This is a genomic window from Solimonas sp. K1W22B-7 (assembly GCF_003428335.1).
Lineage (GTDB): Bacteria > Pseudomonadota > Gammaproteobacteria > Nevskiales > Nevskiaceae > Solimonas_A.
On the sequence record NZ_CP031704.1, the window covers coordinates 1,710,154 to 1,726,027 of the forward strand.

Annotated in this window: 16 protein-coding genes and 1 tRNA gene; 7 read left to right on the top strand and 10 right to left on the bottom strand. The window is 69.2% G+C overall.

Going from position 1 to position 15,874, the window contains the following annotated elements; all coding sequences use genetic code 11:
* Positions 1 to 25: 25 nt before the first annotated feature.
* From D0B54_RS07835 to D0B54_RS07875, 9 genes are all read right to left on the bottom strand, one after another.
* The gene (locus tag D0B54_RS07835; protein WP_117290788.1) at positions 26 to 754 is read right to left on the bottom strand and encodes a 50S ribosomal protein L25/general stress protein Ctc; all 729 of its coding nucleotides are present in this window, start codon (positions 752 to 754) and stop codon (positions 26 to 28) included.
* An 87-nt stretch (positions 755 to 841) separates the two neighbouring features.
* A complete protein-coding gene (locus D0B54_RS07840) occupies positions 842 to 1,750 on the bottom strand; it encodes a sigma-70 family RNA polymerase sigma factor (RefSeq protein ID WP_117290789.1) in 909 nt (302 codons plus the stop codon).
* A 13-nt stretch (positions 1,751 to 1,763) separates the two neighbouring features.
* Positions 1,764 to 2,306 (bottom strand): hypothetical protein, encoded by a 543-nt coding sequence (locus D0B54_RS07845; protein WP_117290790.1) that lies wholly within the window; start codon positions 2,304 to 2,306, stop codon positions 1,764 to 1,766.
* Between the two features lie 7 nt (positions 2,307 to 2,313).
* On the bottom strand, positions 2,314 to 2,706 hold the full coding sequence (locus tag D0B54_RS07850) for a hypothetical protein (RefSeq protein ID WP_117290791.1): 393 nt from the start codon (positions 2,704 to 2,706) through the stop codon (positions 2,314 to 2,316).
* 319 nt (positions 2,707 to 3,025) lie between these two features.
* Positions 3,026 to 3,979, bottom strand: a complete 954-nt coding sequence (locus tag D0B54_RS07855) for a ribose-phosphate diphosphokinase (RefSeq protein ID WP_117295106.1) — start codon at positions 3,977 to 3,979, stop codon at positions 3,026 to 3,028.
* Between the two features lie 89 nt (positions 3,980 to 4,068).
* Positions 4,069 to 4,143: transfer RNA gene (locus D0B54_RS07860), tRNA-Gln, on the bottom strand.
* Between the two features lie 3 nt (positions 4,144 to 4,146).
* The gene (gene ispE, locus D0B54_RS07865; protein ID WP_117290792.1) at positions 4,147 to 5,007 is read right to left on the bottom strand and encodes a 4-(cytidine 5'-diphospho)-2-C-methyl-D-erythritol kinase; all 861 of its coding nucleotides are present in this window, start codon (positions 5,005 to 5,007) and stop codon (positions 4,147 to 4,149) included.
* A gap of 47 nt (positions 5,008 to 5,054) precedes the next feature.
* Complete coding sequence (lolB, locus tag D0B54_RS07870; RefSeq protein ID WP_117290793.1) at positions 5,055 to 5,696, bottom strand: lipoprotein insertase outer membrane protein LolB; 642 nt, start codon at positions 5,694 to 5,696, stop codon at positions 5,055 to 5,057.
* The gene (locus D0B54_RS07875) at positions 5,693 to 7,369 is read right to left on the bottom strand and encodes a tetratricopeptide repeat protein (protein WP_117290794.1); all 1,677 of its coding nucleotides are present in this window, start codon (positions 7,367 to 7,369) and stop codon (positions 5,693 to 5,695) included. Before D0B54_RS07875 ends, lolB begins: the two co-directional genes overlap by 4 nt.
* A gap of 139 nt (positions 7,370 to 7,508) precedes the next feature.
* Between D0B54_RS07875 and hemA the strand changes: the two genes are divergently transcribed.
* The 7 genes from hemA to D0B54_RS07910 all read left to right on the top strand — a co-directional run bounded on the left by hemA (position 7,509) and on the right by D0B54_RS07910 (position 13,191).
* Positions 7,509 to 8,771: a glutamyl-tRNA reductase gene (hemA, locus tag D0B54_RS07880; protein ID WP_117290795.1), complete on the top strand. Its 1,263-nt coding sequence runs from the start codon at positions 7,509 to 7,511 to the stop codon at positions 8,769 to 8,771.
* Positions 8,772 to 8,828: 57 nt separating this feature from the next.
* Positions 8,829 to 9,908, top strand: a complete 1,080-nt coding sequence (gene prfA, locus D0B54_RS07885) for a peptide chain release factor 1 (protein ID WP_117290796.1) — start codon at positions 8,829 to 8,831, stop codon at positions 9,906 to 9,908.
* Positions 9,905 to 10,735, top strand: a complete 831-nt coding sequence (gene prmC / locus D0B54_RS07890) for a peptide chain release factor N(5)-glutamine methyltransferase (RefSeq protein ID WP_117290797.1) — start codon at positions 9,905 to 9,907, stop codon at positions 10,733 to 10,735. The genes prfA and prmC overlap by 4 nt, the downstream gene beginning before the upstream one ends.
* The gene (locus tag D0B54_RS07895) at positions 10,732 to 11,463 is read left to right on the top strand and encodes a HesA/MoeB/ThiF family protein (protein WP_117290798.1); all 732 of its coding nucleotides are present in this window, start codon (positions 10,732 to 10,734) and stop codon (positions 11,461 to 11,463) included. Before prmC ends, D0B54_RS07895 begins: the two co-directional genes overlap by 4 nt.
* Positions 11,453 to 11,872 carry a hypothetical protein gene (locus D0B54_RS07900; protein WP_117290799.1) on the top strand — a complete coding sequence of 140 codons (420 nt, stop codon included), beginning with the start codon at positions 11,453 to 11,455 and terminating at the stop codon, positions 11,870 to 11,872. Before D0B54_RS07895 ends, D0B54_RS07900 begins: the two co-directional genes overlap by 11 nt.
* Before the next feature lie 110 nt (positions 11,873 to 11,982).
* The gene (locus D0B54_RS07905) at positions 11,983 to 12,771 is read left to right on the top strand and encodes a crotonase/enoyl-CoA hydratase family protein (RefSeq protein ID WP_117290800.1); all 789 of its coding nucleotides are present in this window, start codon (positions 11,983 to 11,985) and stop codon (positions 12,769 to 12,771) included.
* Positions 12,772 to 12,846: 75 nt separating this feature from the next.
* Positions 12,847 to 13,191, top strand: a complete 345-nt coding sequence (locus D0B54_RS07910) for an endonuclease domain-containing protein (RefSeq protein WP_117290801.1) — start codon at positions 12,847 to 12,849, stop codon at positions 13,189 to 13,191.
* A 59-nt stretch (positions 13,192 to 13,250) separates the two neighbouring features.
* Here the strand turns inward: D0B54_RS07910 and D0B54_RS07915 are convergent, their stop codons facing one another.
* Complete coding sequence (locus D0B54_RS07915; RefSeq protein ID WP_117290802.1) at positions 13,251 to 15,683, bottom strand: CehA/McbA family metallohydrolase; 2,433 nt, start codon at positions 15,681 to 15,683, stop codon at positions 13,251 to 13,253.
* Between the last annotated feature and the right edge of the window lie 191 nt (positions 15,684 to 15,874).

Here is a 15,874-nt window from a genome sequence, read left to right on the forward strand (position 1 = left end):
ACGGGTCTGTTCAGTCCAGACGAACTTACTTTTTCTTGGCCGGAGCAGCCTTGGCCGGAGCAGCGGCCTTGGCCGGGGCGGCACCCTTGGCGGGAGCAGCGCCCTTGGCGTCCGGAGCCTTCTGGTTCGCGGCCGGAACCTCGGCCGAGCCAGCAGCAACCGGCTCGGGCTCAACGGCAGCGCGCGGCAGGTGGATCACGACGACGCTCGGGTCGGCGCCGTGCTTGAGCTCGGTCAGCGCAACGCCTTCCGGCACGTTCAGCTGCGACAGGTGCACCACGTCGTTGAGCTGCATGGCCGAGAGGTCGATCTCGATGTACTCCGGCAGGTCCTTCGGCAGGCACTCGACTTCCACCTGGTTGAGGTGGTGCTCGACGATACCGCCGCCGACCTTGACGCCCGGGGCCACTTCGGCGCCCTTGAAGTGCAGCGGCACCTGGCGACGCAGCAGCTGGTCCGCGAGGATGCGCTGGAAGTCGATGTGCAGCAGGGTTTCGTCCACCGGGTGACGCTGCAGGTCCTTGAGCACGACCTGCTGCTCGGTGCCGTTGAGCTTGAGCGTGAGGATGTGCGAGTAGAAGGCTTCGACCTTCAGGCTCTTCCACAGCTCGTTATGCGAGACGGCGATGCTGATCGGCTGATCCTTGCCACCGTAGAGGATAGCGGGCACCTTGCCCGTGCGACGGAGGCGGCGGCTCGCACCTTTGCCCTCGTCCGCGCGGGATTCGGCGCTGACAACGAAATTTTGTTTCATGGAAATCTCTCGATAAATCAATGGGCTTCCGTCCGCGACCAGACAGAAGGGGGCGCATTGTACTGGAACCCCGGCGAAGCCGCGAGTTCAGGGCTGCAGGTGCGCCAGCTTTTCCGGGTTGCGGGTGACGTAGACCGCCGCAATGCGGCCCTCGCGGATTTCCAGCGCATAGGTCTGCACGATCCGTCCGCCCATGCCCAGGACCATGCCCGGCATGCCGTTGACCGGCGCCAGCTTCAGGCCCAGCGGGCCGGTTCCGCCCAATTGGCGCTGTGCAATCAAGGGCTTGCGCACCAGGCCCGTGAGGAAGCGGGCAATGCGCAGGGCCCCCAGGATGGGTTTGCGCGCCGCTGCCACCTTGCCGCCGCCGTCGGAGTAGAACACCGCATCCTCGGCCAGCAGCCGTGTCAGCGCCTCGATATCGCCGCAACCGATGGCGCCGGCAAAGGCCAGCGTCAGGCGTTGGCGCTCTTCGGCAGAGGGCTGGTAGCGTGGTCGTTCGCGCCGCACCTGGCTGCGTGCGCGCGAGGCCAGCTGGCGGCAGGCCTCCTCGCTGCGGCGCAGCGTCCGCGCCACCTCGGGGTAGTCCAGGTCGAAGACGTCGTGCATCAGGAAGGCCGCGCGTTCCAGCGGAGACAACCGCTCCAGCGTCAGCAGCAGTGCCATCGACAGGTCGTCGGCGAACTCGCTGGCCTGGTCCGGCGCCAGCGCCGCCTCGTCCAGCAGGGGCTCCGGCAGCCAGGGACCGATGTACTCCTCGCGTTGCATGCGCGCCGACTTCAGCTCGTCCAGGCACAAGCGCGTCACCGTGCGGCCGAGGAAGGCACGCGGCTGCTCCACCGTCGCGCGGTCGGTGCCGTGCCAGCGCAGGTAGGCGTCCTGCACCACGTCCTCGGCCTCCGCCATCGAGCCGAGCATGCGGTAGGCCAGCCCCAGCAGCGAGCGCCGGTAGGGCTCGAAGCTGGTCGCCGGATCGGGCTGGGTGCTGGCGCTCATGCGATCCGCCCTGTCATGCGCTTTGCGGAACCGCCTGCGCCTGCCCGCCGACCTCGACGCGCACGCAGGTCTTGCCGTAACCCAGCGCGTACTTCAGCGTCGGGAAGATGCGCGCCGCCACCAGCGCGAAGCTGATCGACACCAGCGCGCGCCGGCCCCAGCGCTGCAGGATCTGCTCGCGCAGCGGGTCGGCCTCCAGGCTGTGTGCCAGCGAGGCCTCGGCGAAGCGGTAGGCGAGCTGCGCATCCGGCGGCAGCTGCTCCGGCTTGCGGCCGACGATGGCGCGCAGCGTCGCTGCCGGCACGCCAGCCTGCTCGGCCATGCGCACCACCAGCTGGGTGCAGGGGCCGCAGTCCTCGTGCATGCCGCCGACGATCTTGGCGGTGAACCAGGCGTCCACCGGGATATCGCGGTGGTACTTCGCCAGCGGCATGACCTTGTTGAAGAGCAGCATGGCCCTGAGGTCGATATCGAGCAGTTCGCGGGCGTAGGACATGTCGTAATCGTACGCGCGCTCGAACTTGGCGATCTGGCTGTTGATGAGGGTCTTGATCATGGCGGCTTCAAGCGTAGGCGGTGGGGGTGGGGGTGCCGCGCGGCCAGGACAGGACCAGCGCCACCAGGGCGGGGACCACGACCAGCAGGGCGTCATTGAGCAGGTGGTCCACGGCGACACGGCCCTGCAGGGCGTCGAAGACGTGGACCCCGGCGTGCAGCAGCTGGAACGCGCTGCCGGCGATCGCCGCCGGCCAGGCCTGCGGCCAGCGGACCAGGGCCAGCAACCCGGCGCCAGAGACGCTGTAGGCGGCGCCGATGTCGCGGATGAAGTGGACGTTATAGGGGCCGGTGGCGCTGACCCCGGGGATGCTGGGGTACCAGACGGCAGGGGCCAGCAGCATGAACAGGCCGTTGGCCAGCATGCCCAGGCCGAGGAGGGTGAGGGTGAGGTTGCGCATCAGCTTGCTCCGATGAAGGGGGTTCAGGAGCAAGACGAGGCAGGTGGGGCGGTTGTGACACGACCCGAGGTTATTGCTGCTTTTCCCTCTCCCGCTGGCGGGAGAGGGTAGGGCGAGGGTGGTGCAGTGGCGGTACGCACCTCTCAGATGCTTGAGGGCTCCACCCTCACCCCCGCCCTCTCCCGCCAGCGGGAGAGGGGGTTCTCCGATCTTTGGTTTCTAAACCGGCGGCAGGAGATGCAGGGCCGGTGAACATCTAGCGCCCACTCACGACGCTAAGATCCCCACTTCGTGGGGCCCCTCCACGCTGTTCGGGGCTTTAATCCACGTACAGCGAACTCACCGATTCTTCCGCGCTGATGCGGCGGATCGTCTCGGCCAGCAGGCCGCCGATCGACAGCTGGCGGATCTTGGGGCAGCCCTTGGCGGCTTCCGAGAGGGGGATGGTGTCGGTCACTACCAACTCGTCGAGTACCGACTTGCTGATGTTGGAGATCGCCGGGCCGGACAGCACCGGGTGGGTGATGTAGGCCACCACCTTGATCGCGCCGGCTTCCTTGAGCGCCTCGGCCGCCTTGCACAGGGTGCCGGCGGTGTCGGCAAGGTCGTCCACCAGCACGCAGGTGCGGCCGGTGACGTCGCCGATGATGTTCATCACGCGCGACTCGTTGGGCTTGGGGCGGCGCTTGTCGATGATCGCCAGGTCCGCGTCGTCCAGGCGCTTGGCCACCGCGCGGGCGCGCACCACGCCGCCCACGTCCGGCGCCACCACGATCAGGTTCTCGTACTTCTGGCGCCAGATTTCGCCCAGCAGCACGGGGCTGGCGTAGACGTTGTCCACGGCGATGTCGAAGAAGCCCTGGATCTGGTCGGCGTGCAGGTCCACCGTCAGCACGCGGTTGGCGCCGCACTCGCCGATCATGTCGGCGACCACCTTGGCCGAGATCGGCACGCGGGTGGAACGCGGGCGGCGGTCCTGGCGGGCATAGCCGAAGTAGGGGATCACCGCCGTGATGCGGCCGGCCGAGGCGCGCTTGAGCGCGTCCAGCATCAGCAGCAGTTCCATGACGTTGTCGTTGGTCGGCGCGCAGGTCGGCTGGATCACGAAGACGTCCTTGCCGCGGACGTTCTCCTGGATCTCGATCTGGATCTCGCCGTCCGAGAACTGCGAGATCACCGCCTGTCCCAGCGGCTGCTTCAGGTAATTGGCGATGTCCTGCGAAAGCTTGGTATTCGCATTACCCGAGAACAGCATCAGCTTGGAGTCGGCCATGTACGCGTTCGTCTCTGCGGTTGCGCTGTCGTAGTAAGAGTTCATGCAGCGCCCCGTCGATCCTGGCTAGAAGGAAGATAAGGAAAAAATGGCTGGGGCGGATGGATTCGAACCACCGAATGGCAGGATCAAAACCTGCTGCCTTACCGCTTGGCGACGCCCCAACTTCACAGGCCGCGCATTATAGCGGTGAGCGGTGAGCGATTCAGCCCGCGCGCGACGAAACTCTTCCATTGTGCCGGCACCCGCTTCTGGGCCTGGCTGGCGAGCGCCCGTTCGGTGAACGTGACGTAGACCGAGGCGCCGGTGCCCGACATGCGGGCCGGACCCTGCTGGCGGCCCCATTCCAGGGCCTGCCCCACCTCCGGGTAGCGCGCCGTGGTGACCGGCTCGCAGACGTTGACGGTGCGGCCGGCCAGGTAGTCGTCCAGGGTCACGCGGGGGCAATCGCGCTTCAGTTCCGTGGCCTCGAAGATCTCGCGGGTGCTGACCGAGACCTCGGGGACCACCACCAGGTACCAGGGTTCCGGCATCTCCACCGGCGCCAGGCGCTCGCCCACGCCCTCGGCCCAGCTGGCCAGGCCGCGCACGAAGACCGGCACGTCGGCGCCCAGCTTGAGGCCGATCTCGGCCAGTTCGGCGGTGGTGAATCCGGTGTTCCACAGGCGGTTCAGCGCCACCAGGGTGGTGGCCGCGTTGCTGGAGCCACCGCCCAGGCCGCCGCCGATCGGCAGGCGCTTCTCGATGCGGATGTCGGCGCCCAGGCCGGCGCCGCTGAGCTTGCCCAGCAGCTTGGCGGCGCGCACCGCCAGGTCATCCTCCGGGGCGATGCCGGGCAGGGCGTTCTGGCGCACCACCTTGCCGTCGCCGCGCGGTACGAAGAACAGGCTGTCGCCGTGGTCCAGGAACTGGAACAGGGTCTGCAGGTCGTGGTAGCCGTCGACGCGGCGCGCGGTCACGTGCAGGAACAGGTTCAGCTTGGCCGGGGCCGGCCAGGGGAATTCATTGGTGAAGGGAGCGAGGGTCATTGTTCTTTATATGTGTGTGTACCGGGAGTTCCGTCTCCCGCCGCCGCTCATTGTAATGGCGGTTCGGTCGCGGGCTGGGCGGTGTCCACGCCTGGCAGGCCGTCCCAGCGGTCGGCGACCAGCTTGATCGTCACCTCGGGCTTGGCCAGCTGCAGGCGCCGCGGCAGCGACACCGGCCCGGCCGGCTGGTACTCGTCATACTCCAGGCGCCAGCCGTCCTGCTCCAGCGCGGCGATCTCGCCCTCCGCGTCCAGCTCGATCACGGCGGGGGACCCCGGCGCCGGCAGGCCCAGGGCCCAGTAGCGCAGGCCGGCGATGGGGAAGGTCCAGCCCAGCTTGCGCCGCAGCCAGGCTTCCGGCTCGTTGGTCACCTGGCTACCCTCGCGGCTGCGCACCTCCACCAGCGACGGGGTGCCGACGATGCTCAGTGCGCCCACGCCGAAGGGGCCGGCCACGCGCAGGTCGAAGCTGCCGTCGGGGTTCTGCTGCCAGCGCAGGTCGCCCTTCATGCCCAGGCTGCCGTTGCTGGCGACGCGGGCCTGCAGTGCAAAGCGGTCGATCCGCTCCAGCGCGGCGCGGCGCTCCTGCCAGAGGCTTTCAGAAGGGGTTTGCGACATCTGCGGACCCTTGAACAGGGCGCAGCCCGCCAGCAGGCTGGCGGCGACCACGCCGCTCCACGCGAGCCTCATCGGGCGAGCCGCTGCACCGTTTCCTTCAGCACGCGGTGGTCGGGGTCGTCGGCGAGGGCCTTGTCCCAGATGCCGCGGGCGCGATCCTTGTCGCCCAGCGTCCACAACACTTCGCCCAGATGGGCGGCGACTTCGGGGTCCGGAAACTTATCGTAGGCCTGTTGCAGCCATGCGAGGGCTTCCTTCGAACGGCCGCGCTTGTATTCGGCCCAGCCCAGGCTGTCGATGATCGCGGCATCGTCCGGCTCCAGCTCGTGGGCGCGGCGGATCATCTCCGTGGCCTCGTCCAGGCGCTTGGTATTCACCAGCAGCATGTAGCCCAGGCCGTTGAGGGCGCGCGCGTCGTCCGGGTTTTCCGCCAGCAGCCCGCGCAGGTCCTTCTCGGCCAGCGGCAACTGGCCCATGCGTTCGTGCACCAGCGAGCGGCTGTAGACCAGCTCGCCATCGCCCGGGTAGTCGTCGACCGCCTCGTTGAGCAGCTTCAGCGCCTCGTCGTTGAGACGGGCGTCGATCAGCAGCTCGGCCTCGGCACGGTACAGCCGCGAGCCCAGCGGCGGCACCTGGTCGCGGGTCTGTGCCAGCAGCGAGCGGGCGGCGGGCAGCTGGCCGGTCTCGGCCAGCACCGCGGATCGGCGGATCAGGGCGTCCACCGCCGCCATGCCGTTGGTGACCTTGGCGTAGTAGGCCAGGGCCTTGTCCCAGTTCTTGCGGGTCTCCTCCATGCGGCCCAGCTGCAGCGCCGCGTCCTGCCCGCGGCTGCCCTGCAGCAGCGGCAGCAGGTACTTCTCCGCCTCGGCGTACTGCTCGTCGGTCACCGCCAGCACGCCCAGCGCGAAGCGGGCGTCGTCCATCTTGGGATCGGCCGCCAGTGCCTTCTGCAGCTGGCTGCGCGCGGCATCGCGCTGTTCGGCTTCCAGCAGCAGGCGGGCATAGCCGTAGCGCGCCGCGGCGCCCTTCGGCCCCACCGCCAGCTTGTCGATCAGGGCCGTCGCCTCGTCCAGCTTCTTGAGCTGCACCAGGGTGCCGACCAGCAGCAGGGTTTCCTCCTCGGAGCCCTTGGACAGCGCCACCGCCTTGCGCGCCGAGGCCTCGGCCAGCGGCAGGTTCTGGAAGCGCAGCGCCGCCAGCGCCAGCGCGTGCTGGGCGCCGGCGCGGGTGGGTTCCTTCGAGGCCAGTTCGTGCATCACCTCCACCGCCATCGGGCCCTTGTCGTTGCCGGCCTGGACCAGCAGCAGGGCGACATGGCGGTAGCCGTCGTCCTCACCACCGGCGTGGCCGGCGACGATCGCCTCGGCCTGGCGCAGCACCTCGGCCTTGTCGCCGGCTTCCAGCGACAGGCGCGCGATCACCTCGCGGGCTTCCAGCGCCGTGGGTTCGATGACCAGCCAGCGCTGCGCCGCCTGCATCGCCAGGGTGGCGTCCTTGGCCAGCAGGGCCAGCTGGGTGGCGCGCTGCGCAAGGTCCGGGTCGGGGGTGATCGCCACGGCCCTGAGGAACTCCTGGGCGGCCAGGCCGGGCTGCTGGCGATTGGCCGCCATTTCACCGGCCATCACGTGGAACTGGGCATTGGCCTCCTGGGTATCGAACGGCGAGCCCCGCGAGGTCACGGGCCGGTCGGCCGCCGCCGCGTGCGCGGAGGCCAGCAGGAGGGCCGAAAGGCCCAGGAGTTGCATTGTCGAAGGTCTGGAAATCACGGAGAAAACCGGGAGGGCGATGATTCAGAGACATTATCACCCCGGCAGGGTTCAGTTAGGGCCGCAGGCAGCGAAATTGCGAACCCGTTAAAATTGCTCAATTGTTTTCGGTAGCCCCATGGCCTTAATCACCCTAGGTCTCAGCCACCATCTCGCGCCGGTCGAGGCGCGCGAACGCATGGCCTTCGCGGAAGCCGACCTGCCGGCGGCCCTGACGCGCCTGCGGGCCCTGCCGGGCGTGGCCGAGGCCGCCATCCTGTCCACCTGCAACCGCACCGAGATCATGGCGGTGGCCGAGCTGGAGGAGGAGTCGCGCCTGCTCGAGTGGTGGCGCCGCGAGCGCCAGGCGCCGGATGGCTACGTCGAGAAGTACCTGTACTCCCACCGCGACCTGGGCAGCGTCACCCACAGCCTGCGCGTGGCCTCGGGCCTGGATTCCATGGTCCTGGGCGAGCCGCAGATCCTGGGGCAGATGAAGCAATCCTTCGCCGTGGCCAACGACCTGCGCGCCCTCGGTCCGGTGCTCGGGCGCCTGTTCCAGCACGCCTTCGCGGTGGCCAAGCTGGTGCGCAGCCAGACCCAGGTCGGTGCGCACCCGGTGTCGGTGGCCTATGCCGCCGTGCAAATGGCCCGGCGCATCTTCGCCGACCTGTCCGGCCAGACCGTGCTGCTGATCGGCGCCGGCGAAATGACCCAGCTGCTGGCGCGCCACCTGCAGCAGCATGGGGTCGGCCGCATCGTCGTTGCCAACCGCAGCCTGGAGCGCGCCGAAAAGCTCGCGCGCGAGGTCCACGGCTATGCCATCAGCCTCAACGACCTGCCGGGCTACCTGGGCGACGCCGACCTGATCGTCTCCTGCACCGCCGCCCGCGGCACCATCCTGCACAAGGAAGTGATGCAGCGCGCGGTCAAGAGCCGCCGCCGCAAGCCGGTGTTCATGATCGACCTGGCGGTGCCGCGCGACATCGACCCGCGCATTGCCGATCTCGAGGACATCTACCTCTACACCATCGACGACCTGCGCGCGGTGGTGGCGGAAAACCTCAAGCTGCGCGAGGAAGCCGCCAAGCAGGCCGAGGTGCTGATCCAGTCGCAGGCCATGGAATTCGGCCGCTGGCTCGAGAGCCGCGACGCCGGTGCCACCATCCAGCAGATCCGCGGCCGCGCCCGCGGCGTGCGCGATGAGGTGCTGGACAAAGCCCGCCGCCGCCTCGCCGCCGGCGAGAAACCCGAAGACGTGATGACCTTCCTGGCCGACACCCTGGCCAACAAGCTGATGCATGCCCCGTCGAGCGCACTCAGGCGCGCCGACGCGGTCGAACAGGCGCTGCTGCTGAACGCGGCGCGCAAGCTGTTCGACCTTCCCGACGACCAGGCCTAGCGGCCTTGCTGACTTGCCGGCATCTGCCGGCCGGCAGCCATTCCTATCGATCCGACCATGAAAGCCTCACTCCTCACCAAGCTGGAAGGACTCGCCGAGCGCCGCGAAGAAATATCGCAGGAGCTGTCGGACCCCGATGTCATCGGCAACGTCGACAAGTTCCGCCGCCTGTCGCAGGAGTACGCCCAGCTGGGGCCCCTGTCCGAGGCTTATGCCGGCTACCGCGATACCAGCACGGAGATCGCCGGCCTGCTCGACATGCGCAACGACGCCGACCGCGAGCTGCGCGAAATGGCCGAGCTGGAACTGCCGGCCGCGCAGGAGCGCCTGGCCGCGCTGGAGAAGACCCTGCAGGGCTATCTGGTGCCCAAGGACCCGCTGGACAACAACAACGTCTTCCTCGAAATCCGCGCCGGCACCGGTGGCGACGAGGCGGCGATCTTTGCCGGCGATCTGTTCCGCATGTACTCGCGCTGGGCCGAAGGCCGCGGCTGGCAGGTCGAGGTGCTGTCCATGAGCGAGGGCGAGCACGGTGGTTTCAAGGAAGTCATCTCGCGCGTCGCCGGCTTCGGCGCCTACTCACAGATGAAGTTCGAGTCCGGCGCCCATCGCGTGCAGCGCGTGCCGGAAACCGAATCGCAGGGTCGCATCCACACCTCCGCGGCCACCGTCGCGGTGCTGCCGGAGATCGAGGAGTCGCAGATCACGATCAACCCGGCGGATCTCAAGGTCGACACCTACCGTTCCGGCGGTGCCGGCGGACAGCACGTCAACAAGACCGAGTCGGCGATCCGCATCACCCACGTGCCCACCGGCGTGGTGGTGGAGTGCCAGGAAGAGCGCTCGCAGCACAAGAACCGCGCCAAGGCCATGGCCCTGCTGTCGGCGCGCCTGATCGACGCCGAGCGCTCGAAGCAGTCGGCCGACATGGCGGCGCAGCGCAAGCAGCTGGTCGGCAGCGGCGACCGCTCCGAGCGCATCCGCACCTACAACTTCCCCCAGGGCCGCATCACCGACCACCGCATCAACCTGACGCTGTACCAGCTCGAGCGCGTGATCATGGGCGACCTCGACCCGGTCATCCAGCCGCTGCTGGCCGAGCACCAGGCCGAGCTGTTGGCGGAAATCGGCGAGTGACCCTGAGCGAGGCGCTGGCCTGGGCGACGGCGCGCATCGGCGCCGCCAGCGACAGCCCGCGCCAGGACGCCGAGATCCTGCTCGCCCACCAATTGGGCCTGAGTCGCGGCCAGCTGTTCACGCGCCTGCGCGAGCCGCTGCGTCCGACGGATGCCGAGGCTTTCGAGGAGCAGGTGGCGCTGCGCGCGCGCCAGCAGCCGGTGGCCTATCTCACCGGCGAAAAGGGCTTCTGGACGCTGACGCTGAAGGTCACGCCCGCCGTGCTGGTGCCGCGCCCCGAGACCGAGCTGCTGGTGGAGTGGGCGCTGGAGTGCTTGGCCGCCAGCGAGGCGCCGCGCATCGCCGACCTCGGTACCGGCAGCGGCGCCATCGCCCTGGCCCTGGCCAGCGAACTGCCCGAGGCCTTGGTGATCGCTACCGATCTCTCGCCCGAGGCCCTGGCCGTGGCCCGCGGCAACGCCGCCGAGCTGGGCCTGGAGCGCGTCGGATTCCGCGAAGGCCACTGGTGCGAGCCGCTGCAGGGCGAGCGCTTCGACCTGGTCGTCTCCAATCCGCCCTACATCGCGGCGCGCGACGAACACCTGCCGGCGCTGCGCCACGAGCCGCTGTCGGCGCTGACCGATGGCGCCGACGGCCTGCAGTGCCTGCGCCAGATCGTCGAAGACGCCCCCGCGCTGCTGTGTCCGGGTGGCTGGCTGCTGCTGGAACACGGCTATGATCAGGGCGAAGCCGTGCGCGGCCTGCTGCGGCAGGCCGGGCTGGCCGATATCGCCACCCGCCGCGACCTCGGCGGCCAGGAACGCGCCACCGGAGGCCGCAAGCCTTGAGCAACTTCGCCCGCTACGCGCGGCAGGTGATCCTGCCGGAGGTCGGCGTCAACGGACAGCAGCTGCTGCGCGACTCCAGCGCCCTGGTGATCGGCCTGGGCGGCCTGGGTTCCATCGCCGCCGCCTATCTCGCCGGCGCCGGTCTCGGCCGCCTGGTGCTGGCCGACCGCGACCGCGTCGAGGCCAGCAACCTGCAGCGCCAGCTGCTGTACCGCCAGGCCGACCTCGGCCGCGCCAAGACCGAGGCCGCCCGTGCCCAGCTGTCGGCGCTGAACCCCGAGGTGGAGATCGAGCTGCGCGACGCCGAGACCTGGCCGCAGGCCGTGTCCACGGTCGACGTGGTGCTGGACTGCACCGACAACTTTCCCGCGCGCTTCGCCATCAACAGGGCCTGCGTCGCCGCGCGCAAACCCCTGGTCTCCGGCGCGGCGATCCGCATGGAAGGCCAGCTCGCCGTGTTCGACCTGCGCCGCGGCGGTCCCTGCTACGGCTGCCTGTTCCCGGACAGCGGCGACACCGCCGAGACCTGCGAAGAGGCCGGAATCCTGGGCCCGGTGGTGGGCGCCGTAGGGGCCATGCAGGCCCTCGCGGCGCTGCAGCTGCTGCTCGGCATCGGCGAGGCGGGGCGGCTGCAGGTGTGGGATGCGCGCCAGATGCGCTGGCGTTCGCATAAGATGACGCGCGATCCGAATTGCCCGGTCTGTGGAGAACAAAAAGATGGTCACTGAAACCGCCCTGATCCTGCCGCGCCGCCTGGCCCTGCGCATCCTGGCTGCCGCACAGAACGCCGCCCCCGGCCGCACCGCCGGCGTGGTCGGCTCCGACAGCGACGGCCCGGTCGCCTTCATGCAGCTGCGCAACGGCGCGCAGCAGACCGAGACCCAGCTGGTGCATTCCAGCGGCGACATCCAGGCCGCGCGCTTCGCGCTGGACGGCCGTGGCCTGGGCCTCTGGGCCTACGTCGTCTCGCACCCGGCCGGCCCCGCCGAGCCCAAGGCCGAGGACTTCCGCCTCAGCCCCTATCCCGATGCCGTGCACCTGGTGATCTCGCTGTCGACCAAGGGCGTGCTGGAGATGCGCGCCTGGCAGCGTATCGGCGCCGAGCCGCGCGAGCGCGTGCTGAAGATCCGCGACTAAGAATAAAAACCGTAGTCCGCGAATGAACGCAAATCAACGCGAATGTTCGTCTTTCATTTGCGTGCATTCGCGTTCATTTGCGGACTGAGATTCGTTTTGAGGAGAGAATTATGAGCGAGCAGAAGATCCTTGTTGAAAAGCGCGGCCACGTGCTGCTGATCGGCTTCAACCGTCCGCAGAAGTACAACGCCTTCGACCTCGAGATGTTCATGCAGCTGGCCGATGCCTACGGCCAGCTCAATGCCGACCCGGAGCTGCGCTGCGGCCTGGTCTACGGCCTGGGCAAGCACTTCCACGCCGGCCTGGAGCTGCCCACCTGGGGCAACACCTTCTCCGCCGGCAAGTGGCTGGACTTCGCCGCCCACCAGTGCGATCCCTGCGGCCTGACGCCGGACCGCCGCGTCAACAAGCCGATCGTCATGGCGATCCATGGCATCTGCTTCACCTCCGGCATCGAGCTGGCGCTGGCCGCCGACATCCGCGTGGTCGGCGACGACGCGCGCTTCGGCCAGATCGAGATCAAGCGCGGCATCTACCCGGTGTTCGGCGCCACCGTGCGCATGGTGCAGGAATTCGGCTGGGGCAACGCCCAGCGCTACCTGCTCACCGGCGACGAGTTCAACGCCGCCGAGGCGCACCGCATCGGTCTCGCGCAGGAAGTGGTGCCCGCCGGCCAGCAGTTCGACCGCGCGCTGGAGATCGCCGAGCGCGTCGCCAAACAGGCGCCGCTGGGCGTCTACGCCAGCCTCAAGTCCTCGCGCATCACCATGGAAAAGGGTTTCGTCGCCGCCGTCGCCGCGCTGATGCCCGACCTGCAGCCGATCATGGGCAGCGAGGATGCGAAGGAAGGCGTGCAATCCTTCGTCGAACGTCGCGAGGCGCAGTTCAAGGGGCGCTGAGGCTATGTGGCTCCCTCTCCCCGCAAGGCGGGGAGAGGGTTGGGGTGAGGGGCCACGCATTTCCCCGGAGAAACGATGCGAGGTCCCGATCCCAAAACCACGACTCGCTCCCGTAGTCTGCGTCGCGATCCGACCGACGCCGAAGCACATCTCTGGTACCGCTTGCGTGATCGCCAGCTTGCCGGCTGCAAATTCCGGCGCCAGGTTCCGCTGGGCCCTTACTTTGCCGATTTTGCTTGTGCGGAGAAGTGGCTTGTTGTCGAACTAGACGGTGGCCAGCACGCTGAGCAGGTGGCGCAGGACGCCGATCGCAGTGCTTATCTGCGCACAGAGGGCTACACCGTGCTGCGGTTTTGGAACGATCAGGTGCTGCGTGAGATGGAGGGCGTGCTGGAGGAAATCCTGCGGCATCTCGGCTGAAAAGCCGCCCCTCACCCCAACCCTCTCCCCGCAAGCGGGGAGAGGGAGTAGGCACTTTCTCAGGGTGCCTGCAACAGATAAACCTGCTGCGTCCGGTCCCTTTGCAACCGCGCCGCATTGCGCGTGCTCGCGAACGCAATCGCGCCGCCATCCGTCGCCGGCCAGGTATTCACGCCGCGCGAGTTGATCAGCTTCGCCTCGCCCCAGACCCCCGACACCAGCCGCGCCGTCATCACGCGCCAGCGCCAGTCGGCGGCGCGCGAGTCGTACCAGGCGGCGCGCACGCTGCCGTCCGGCGCCGCGCCCAGTTCCGGGTACTGGCTCATCGCCGGGCCCGCGGCGATCGGCGCCGGTTCGCCGAAGGCGCCCAGCGCCGCGTCGGACACCACCGCCAGCACCTCGGTATTGGCGCCGGAGGAATGCAGTTCCTTGCTGTCCCAGGCCAGCACCAGTCGGCCGTCGCCGTTGAAGGCGATGGCGGGGTGGCGGTCGGCACGTTCGTCGGAACCGACGCTCAATGCTGCGCCCCAGTCGCCACCGGCGGGGCGGGTGGCGACCTGGATCTGCCAGTTGTCGGGGTCGGTGCCTTCGCCGCTGCCGGTCTGGCCGGTCCATAGCGGGTCCGGGTCGGTGCGGTTGTCCTGCCAGCTCACGGCCAGCAGGCCGTCGCCGCGTGCGGCGACGCGCGGGCGCACCGAGGCGGGGTAGAGCGCCGAACGGCTGTCGATCAGCAGCGCTGCACGCACGGTCTTGCCCTCGCGCGTCAGGTTGCGCGGTTCGGTATCCACGCCGACCAGTTGCGCCCAGATGTCGAAGGGCTGCTGCGCGCGGATTTCCTGCCAGGCCACCAGCGGATGGCCCTGGGCGTCCAGCGCCAGGTCGGGCCGCTCGGCGCGGCCGTCGATGGCGCGCAGGGTCTGCGCCGGCTGCCAGCTGCTGCCGCCGTCCGTGGAGTGGCGCAGGCGGATCGCCGGGCGGCGCGGCTGCTGGCCGGCCATTTCGTCCTGCCAGACCACCCAGACGTCATTGCCGCGGGCGGCCACGCGCGGGAAGCGCGCGCTGGCCGAATCCGGCGCCAGGCTCACCGGCGCGCTCCAGGCATTGCCGCTGCGGCGGCGGTAGACCACGCGTGTCGCGGCCGCCTCATGCAGTTCCGCCACCAGGTGGGTCTTGCCCTGGCTGACGGCCAGATCGGGGAAGCCGCCGAACTGGCCTGCGGCGCCCAGCGCCAGCAGGGCGCCGTCGTCGCCGCCGGCATCGGCCGGCAGCGGGATCTCGGGCTGCGCGCTGACCGGCGCGGTGGAGATGAAGATCGGCGAGATCGCCGACAGCAGCGTGTCGGGGATCTCCGTCAGCAGCGGGATCAGCCCGCCCGGCAGCAGCCCGGTGTTGATCGCCGACGGCAGGCCGATGCCGCGCGCTTCCAGCCGATACCAGGTGGGTTCCGCGCCCACCTCGATGTCCACCGTGTAGGTCTGGTTCAGCGAGGCCGGCTGGAAGGTCTGCAGCGGCCCGGCGCTGCGGCCGGGCGACTGGTACAGCATCACGCGCGCGCCCAGGCCATTGCGCACCGTGATGCGCAGCTTGCCCTTGCGCCCGGCGGGGGCGATGGCCTCGTCGCCGGCGATGGCCTCGTAGACCTCGTCGCCCTGCAGGTCGGCCTCCAGCGTCAGCTGCGGCGACAGGCCGGCGTCGCTGATGCGCGTGCGGCCGCTCCACAGCGCCTGCAGCAGGGCGCGCTCGCTGCGGTCGGCGGAAAACACCGAGGTGGTGGGGCGACCCGGCCCGGCGTAGATCCACAGTTCGCGGAAATGGTCGTCGCTGGCGCCGTTGATGCCGAAGCGGAAACCGGCGTTCCAGCGGTTCTCGGCGTAGTCGATCTCGACATCCGGGCTGCTGGCGCGGTTCCAGGCTTCCACCAGGTCCACGCCCTGGGCGCTGGCGCGGGCATTGGGCTGGCCGTCGTCGAACTCGCCGTCGTCGGGGTGCGCGGTGATCCAGACCGCGCCCTGGCTGTGGGCGTCCCAGATGCTCCACTGCAAGGGCACGAATTCCGGCTGCCCCTCGGGCTGGGCGCCCTGCACGATGGTGTCGGTGGCCCCGTGGACCGTGGCATGCGGGCTGCCGTTGGCTTCTTCACCCGGGATCAGCAGCAGGTCGCCGGATTCCCACAGCGGGTCGTAGTGCTGGTCGTAGGTGCGGTGGTCGGTCAGCGGCAGGAAGTCCAGGCCGGTCAGCACCGCCTGGCCGATCTGGTCGGCCACCGAGACGTTGCCCGGCCCCTTGTCGTCGCCCAGCTGGCGCAGCAGGCTGCCATCGGAGGAATGGTCGTCGTGGACGTGCAGGTCGCCAGCCAGCCAGCTGCCCTCGGGCGCGGTCGGCGGCAGAGGTGGTTGCGGCTGCGGGGCGGCGGCGCCCTCCAGGTCGCTACGGCTGCAACTGGCCAGGACAAGGCCCAGGCCCAGCAGCAGGCCGCGTATCGTTCGATTCATGGTTTTTCCCGGTCCGAACTGTCGTGGGTGCCGCGGGTTGCCGGGCAAAGGTCGGATTTCCAGGCAGATTCTAGGGGGCATCGGTGGGGCAGGGCTGTAGGAGAATCGCAGGGTATCCGGGGCTGCCGGCCTGTGATCCGCCAGTCTAGGGCGCCCGAATGACAGCCAGAATGCAGCCGCGGACGCTCCCA

Coding starts and splice junctions, on each gene's coding strand:
- D0B54_RS07835 (WP_117290788.1), bottom strand. CDS start 754: ATGAAACAAAATTTCGTTGTCAGCGCCGAATCCCGCGCGGACGAGGGC.
- D0B54_RS07840 (WP_117290789.1), bottom strand. CDS start 1,750: ATGAGCGCCAGCACCCAGCCCGATCCGGCGACCAGCTTCGAGCCCTAC.
- D0B54_RS07845 (WP_117290790.1), bottom strand. CDS start 2,306: ATGATCAAGACCCTCATCAACAGCCAGATCGCCAAGTTCGAGCGCGCG.
- D0B54_RS07850 (WP_117290791.1), bottom strand. CDS start 2,706: ATGCGCAACCTCACCCTCACCCTCCTCGGCCTGGGCATGCTGGCCAAC.
- D0B54_RS07855 (WP_117295106.1), bottom strand. CDS start 3,979: ATGGCCGACTCCAAGCTGATGCTGTTCTCGGGTAATGCGAATACCAAG.
- ispE (WP_117290792.1), bottom strand. CDS start 5,007: ATGACCCTCGCTCCCTTCACCAATGAATTCCCCTGGCCGGCCCCGGCC.
- lolB (WP_117290793.1), bottom strand. CDS start 5,696: ATGAGGCTCGCGTGGAGCGGCGTGGTCGCCGCCAGCCTGCTGGCGGGC.
- D0B54_RS07875 (WP_117290794.1), bottom strand. CDS start 7,369: ATGCAACTCCTGGGCCTTTCGGCCCTCCTGCTGGCCTCCGCGCACGCG.
- hemA (WP_117290795.1), top strand. CDS start 7,509: ATGGCCTTAATCACCCTAGGTCTCAGCCACCATCTCGCGCCGGTCGAG.
- prfA (WP_117290796.1), top strand. CDS start 8,829: ATGAAAGCCTCACTCCTCACCAAGCTGGAAGGACTCGCCGAGCGCCGC.
- D0B54_RS07900 (WP_117290799.1), top strand. CDS start 11,453: ATGGTCACTGAAACCGCCCTGATCCTGCCGCGCCGCCTGGCCCTGCGC.
- D0B54_RS07905 (WP_117290800.1), top strand. CDS start 11,983: ATGAGCGAGCAGAAGATCCTTGTTGAAAAGCGCGGCCACGTGCTGCTG.
- D0B54_RS07910 (WP_117290801.1), top strand. CDS start 12,847: ATGCGAGGTCCCGATCCCAAAACCACGACTCGCTCCCGTAGTCTGCGT.
- D0B54_RS07915 (WP_117290802.1), bottom strand. CDS start 15,683: ATGAATCGAACGATACGCGGCCTGCTGCTGGGCCTGGGCCTTGTCCTG.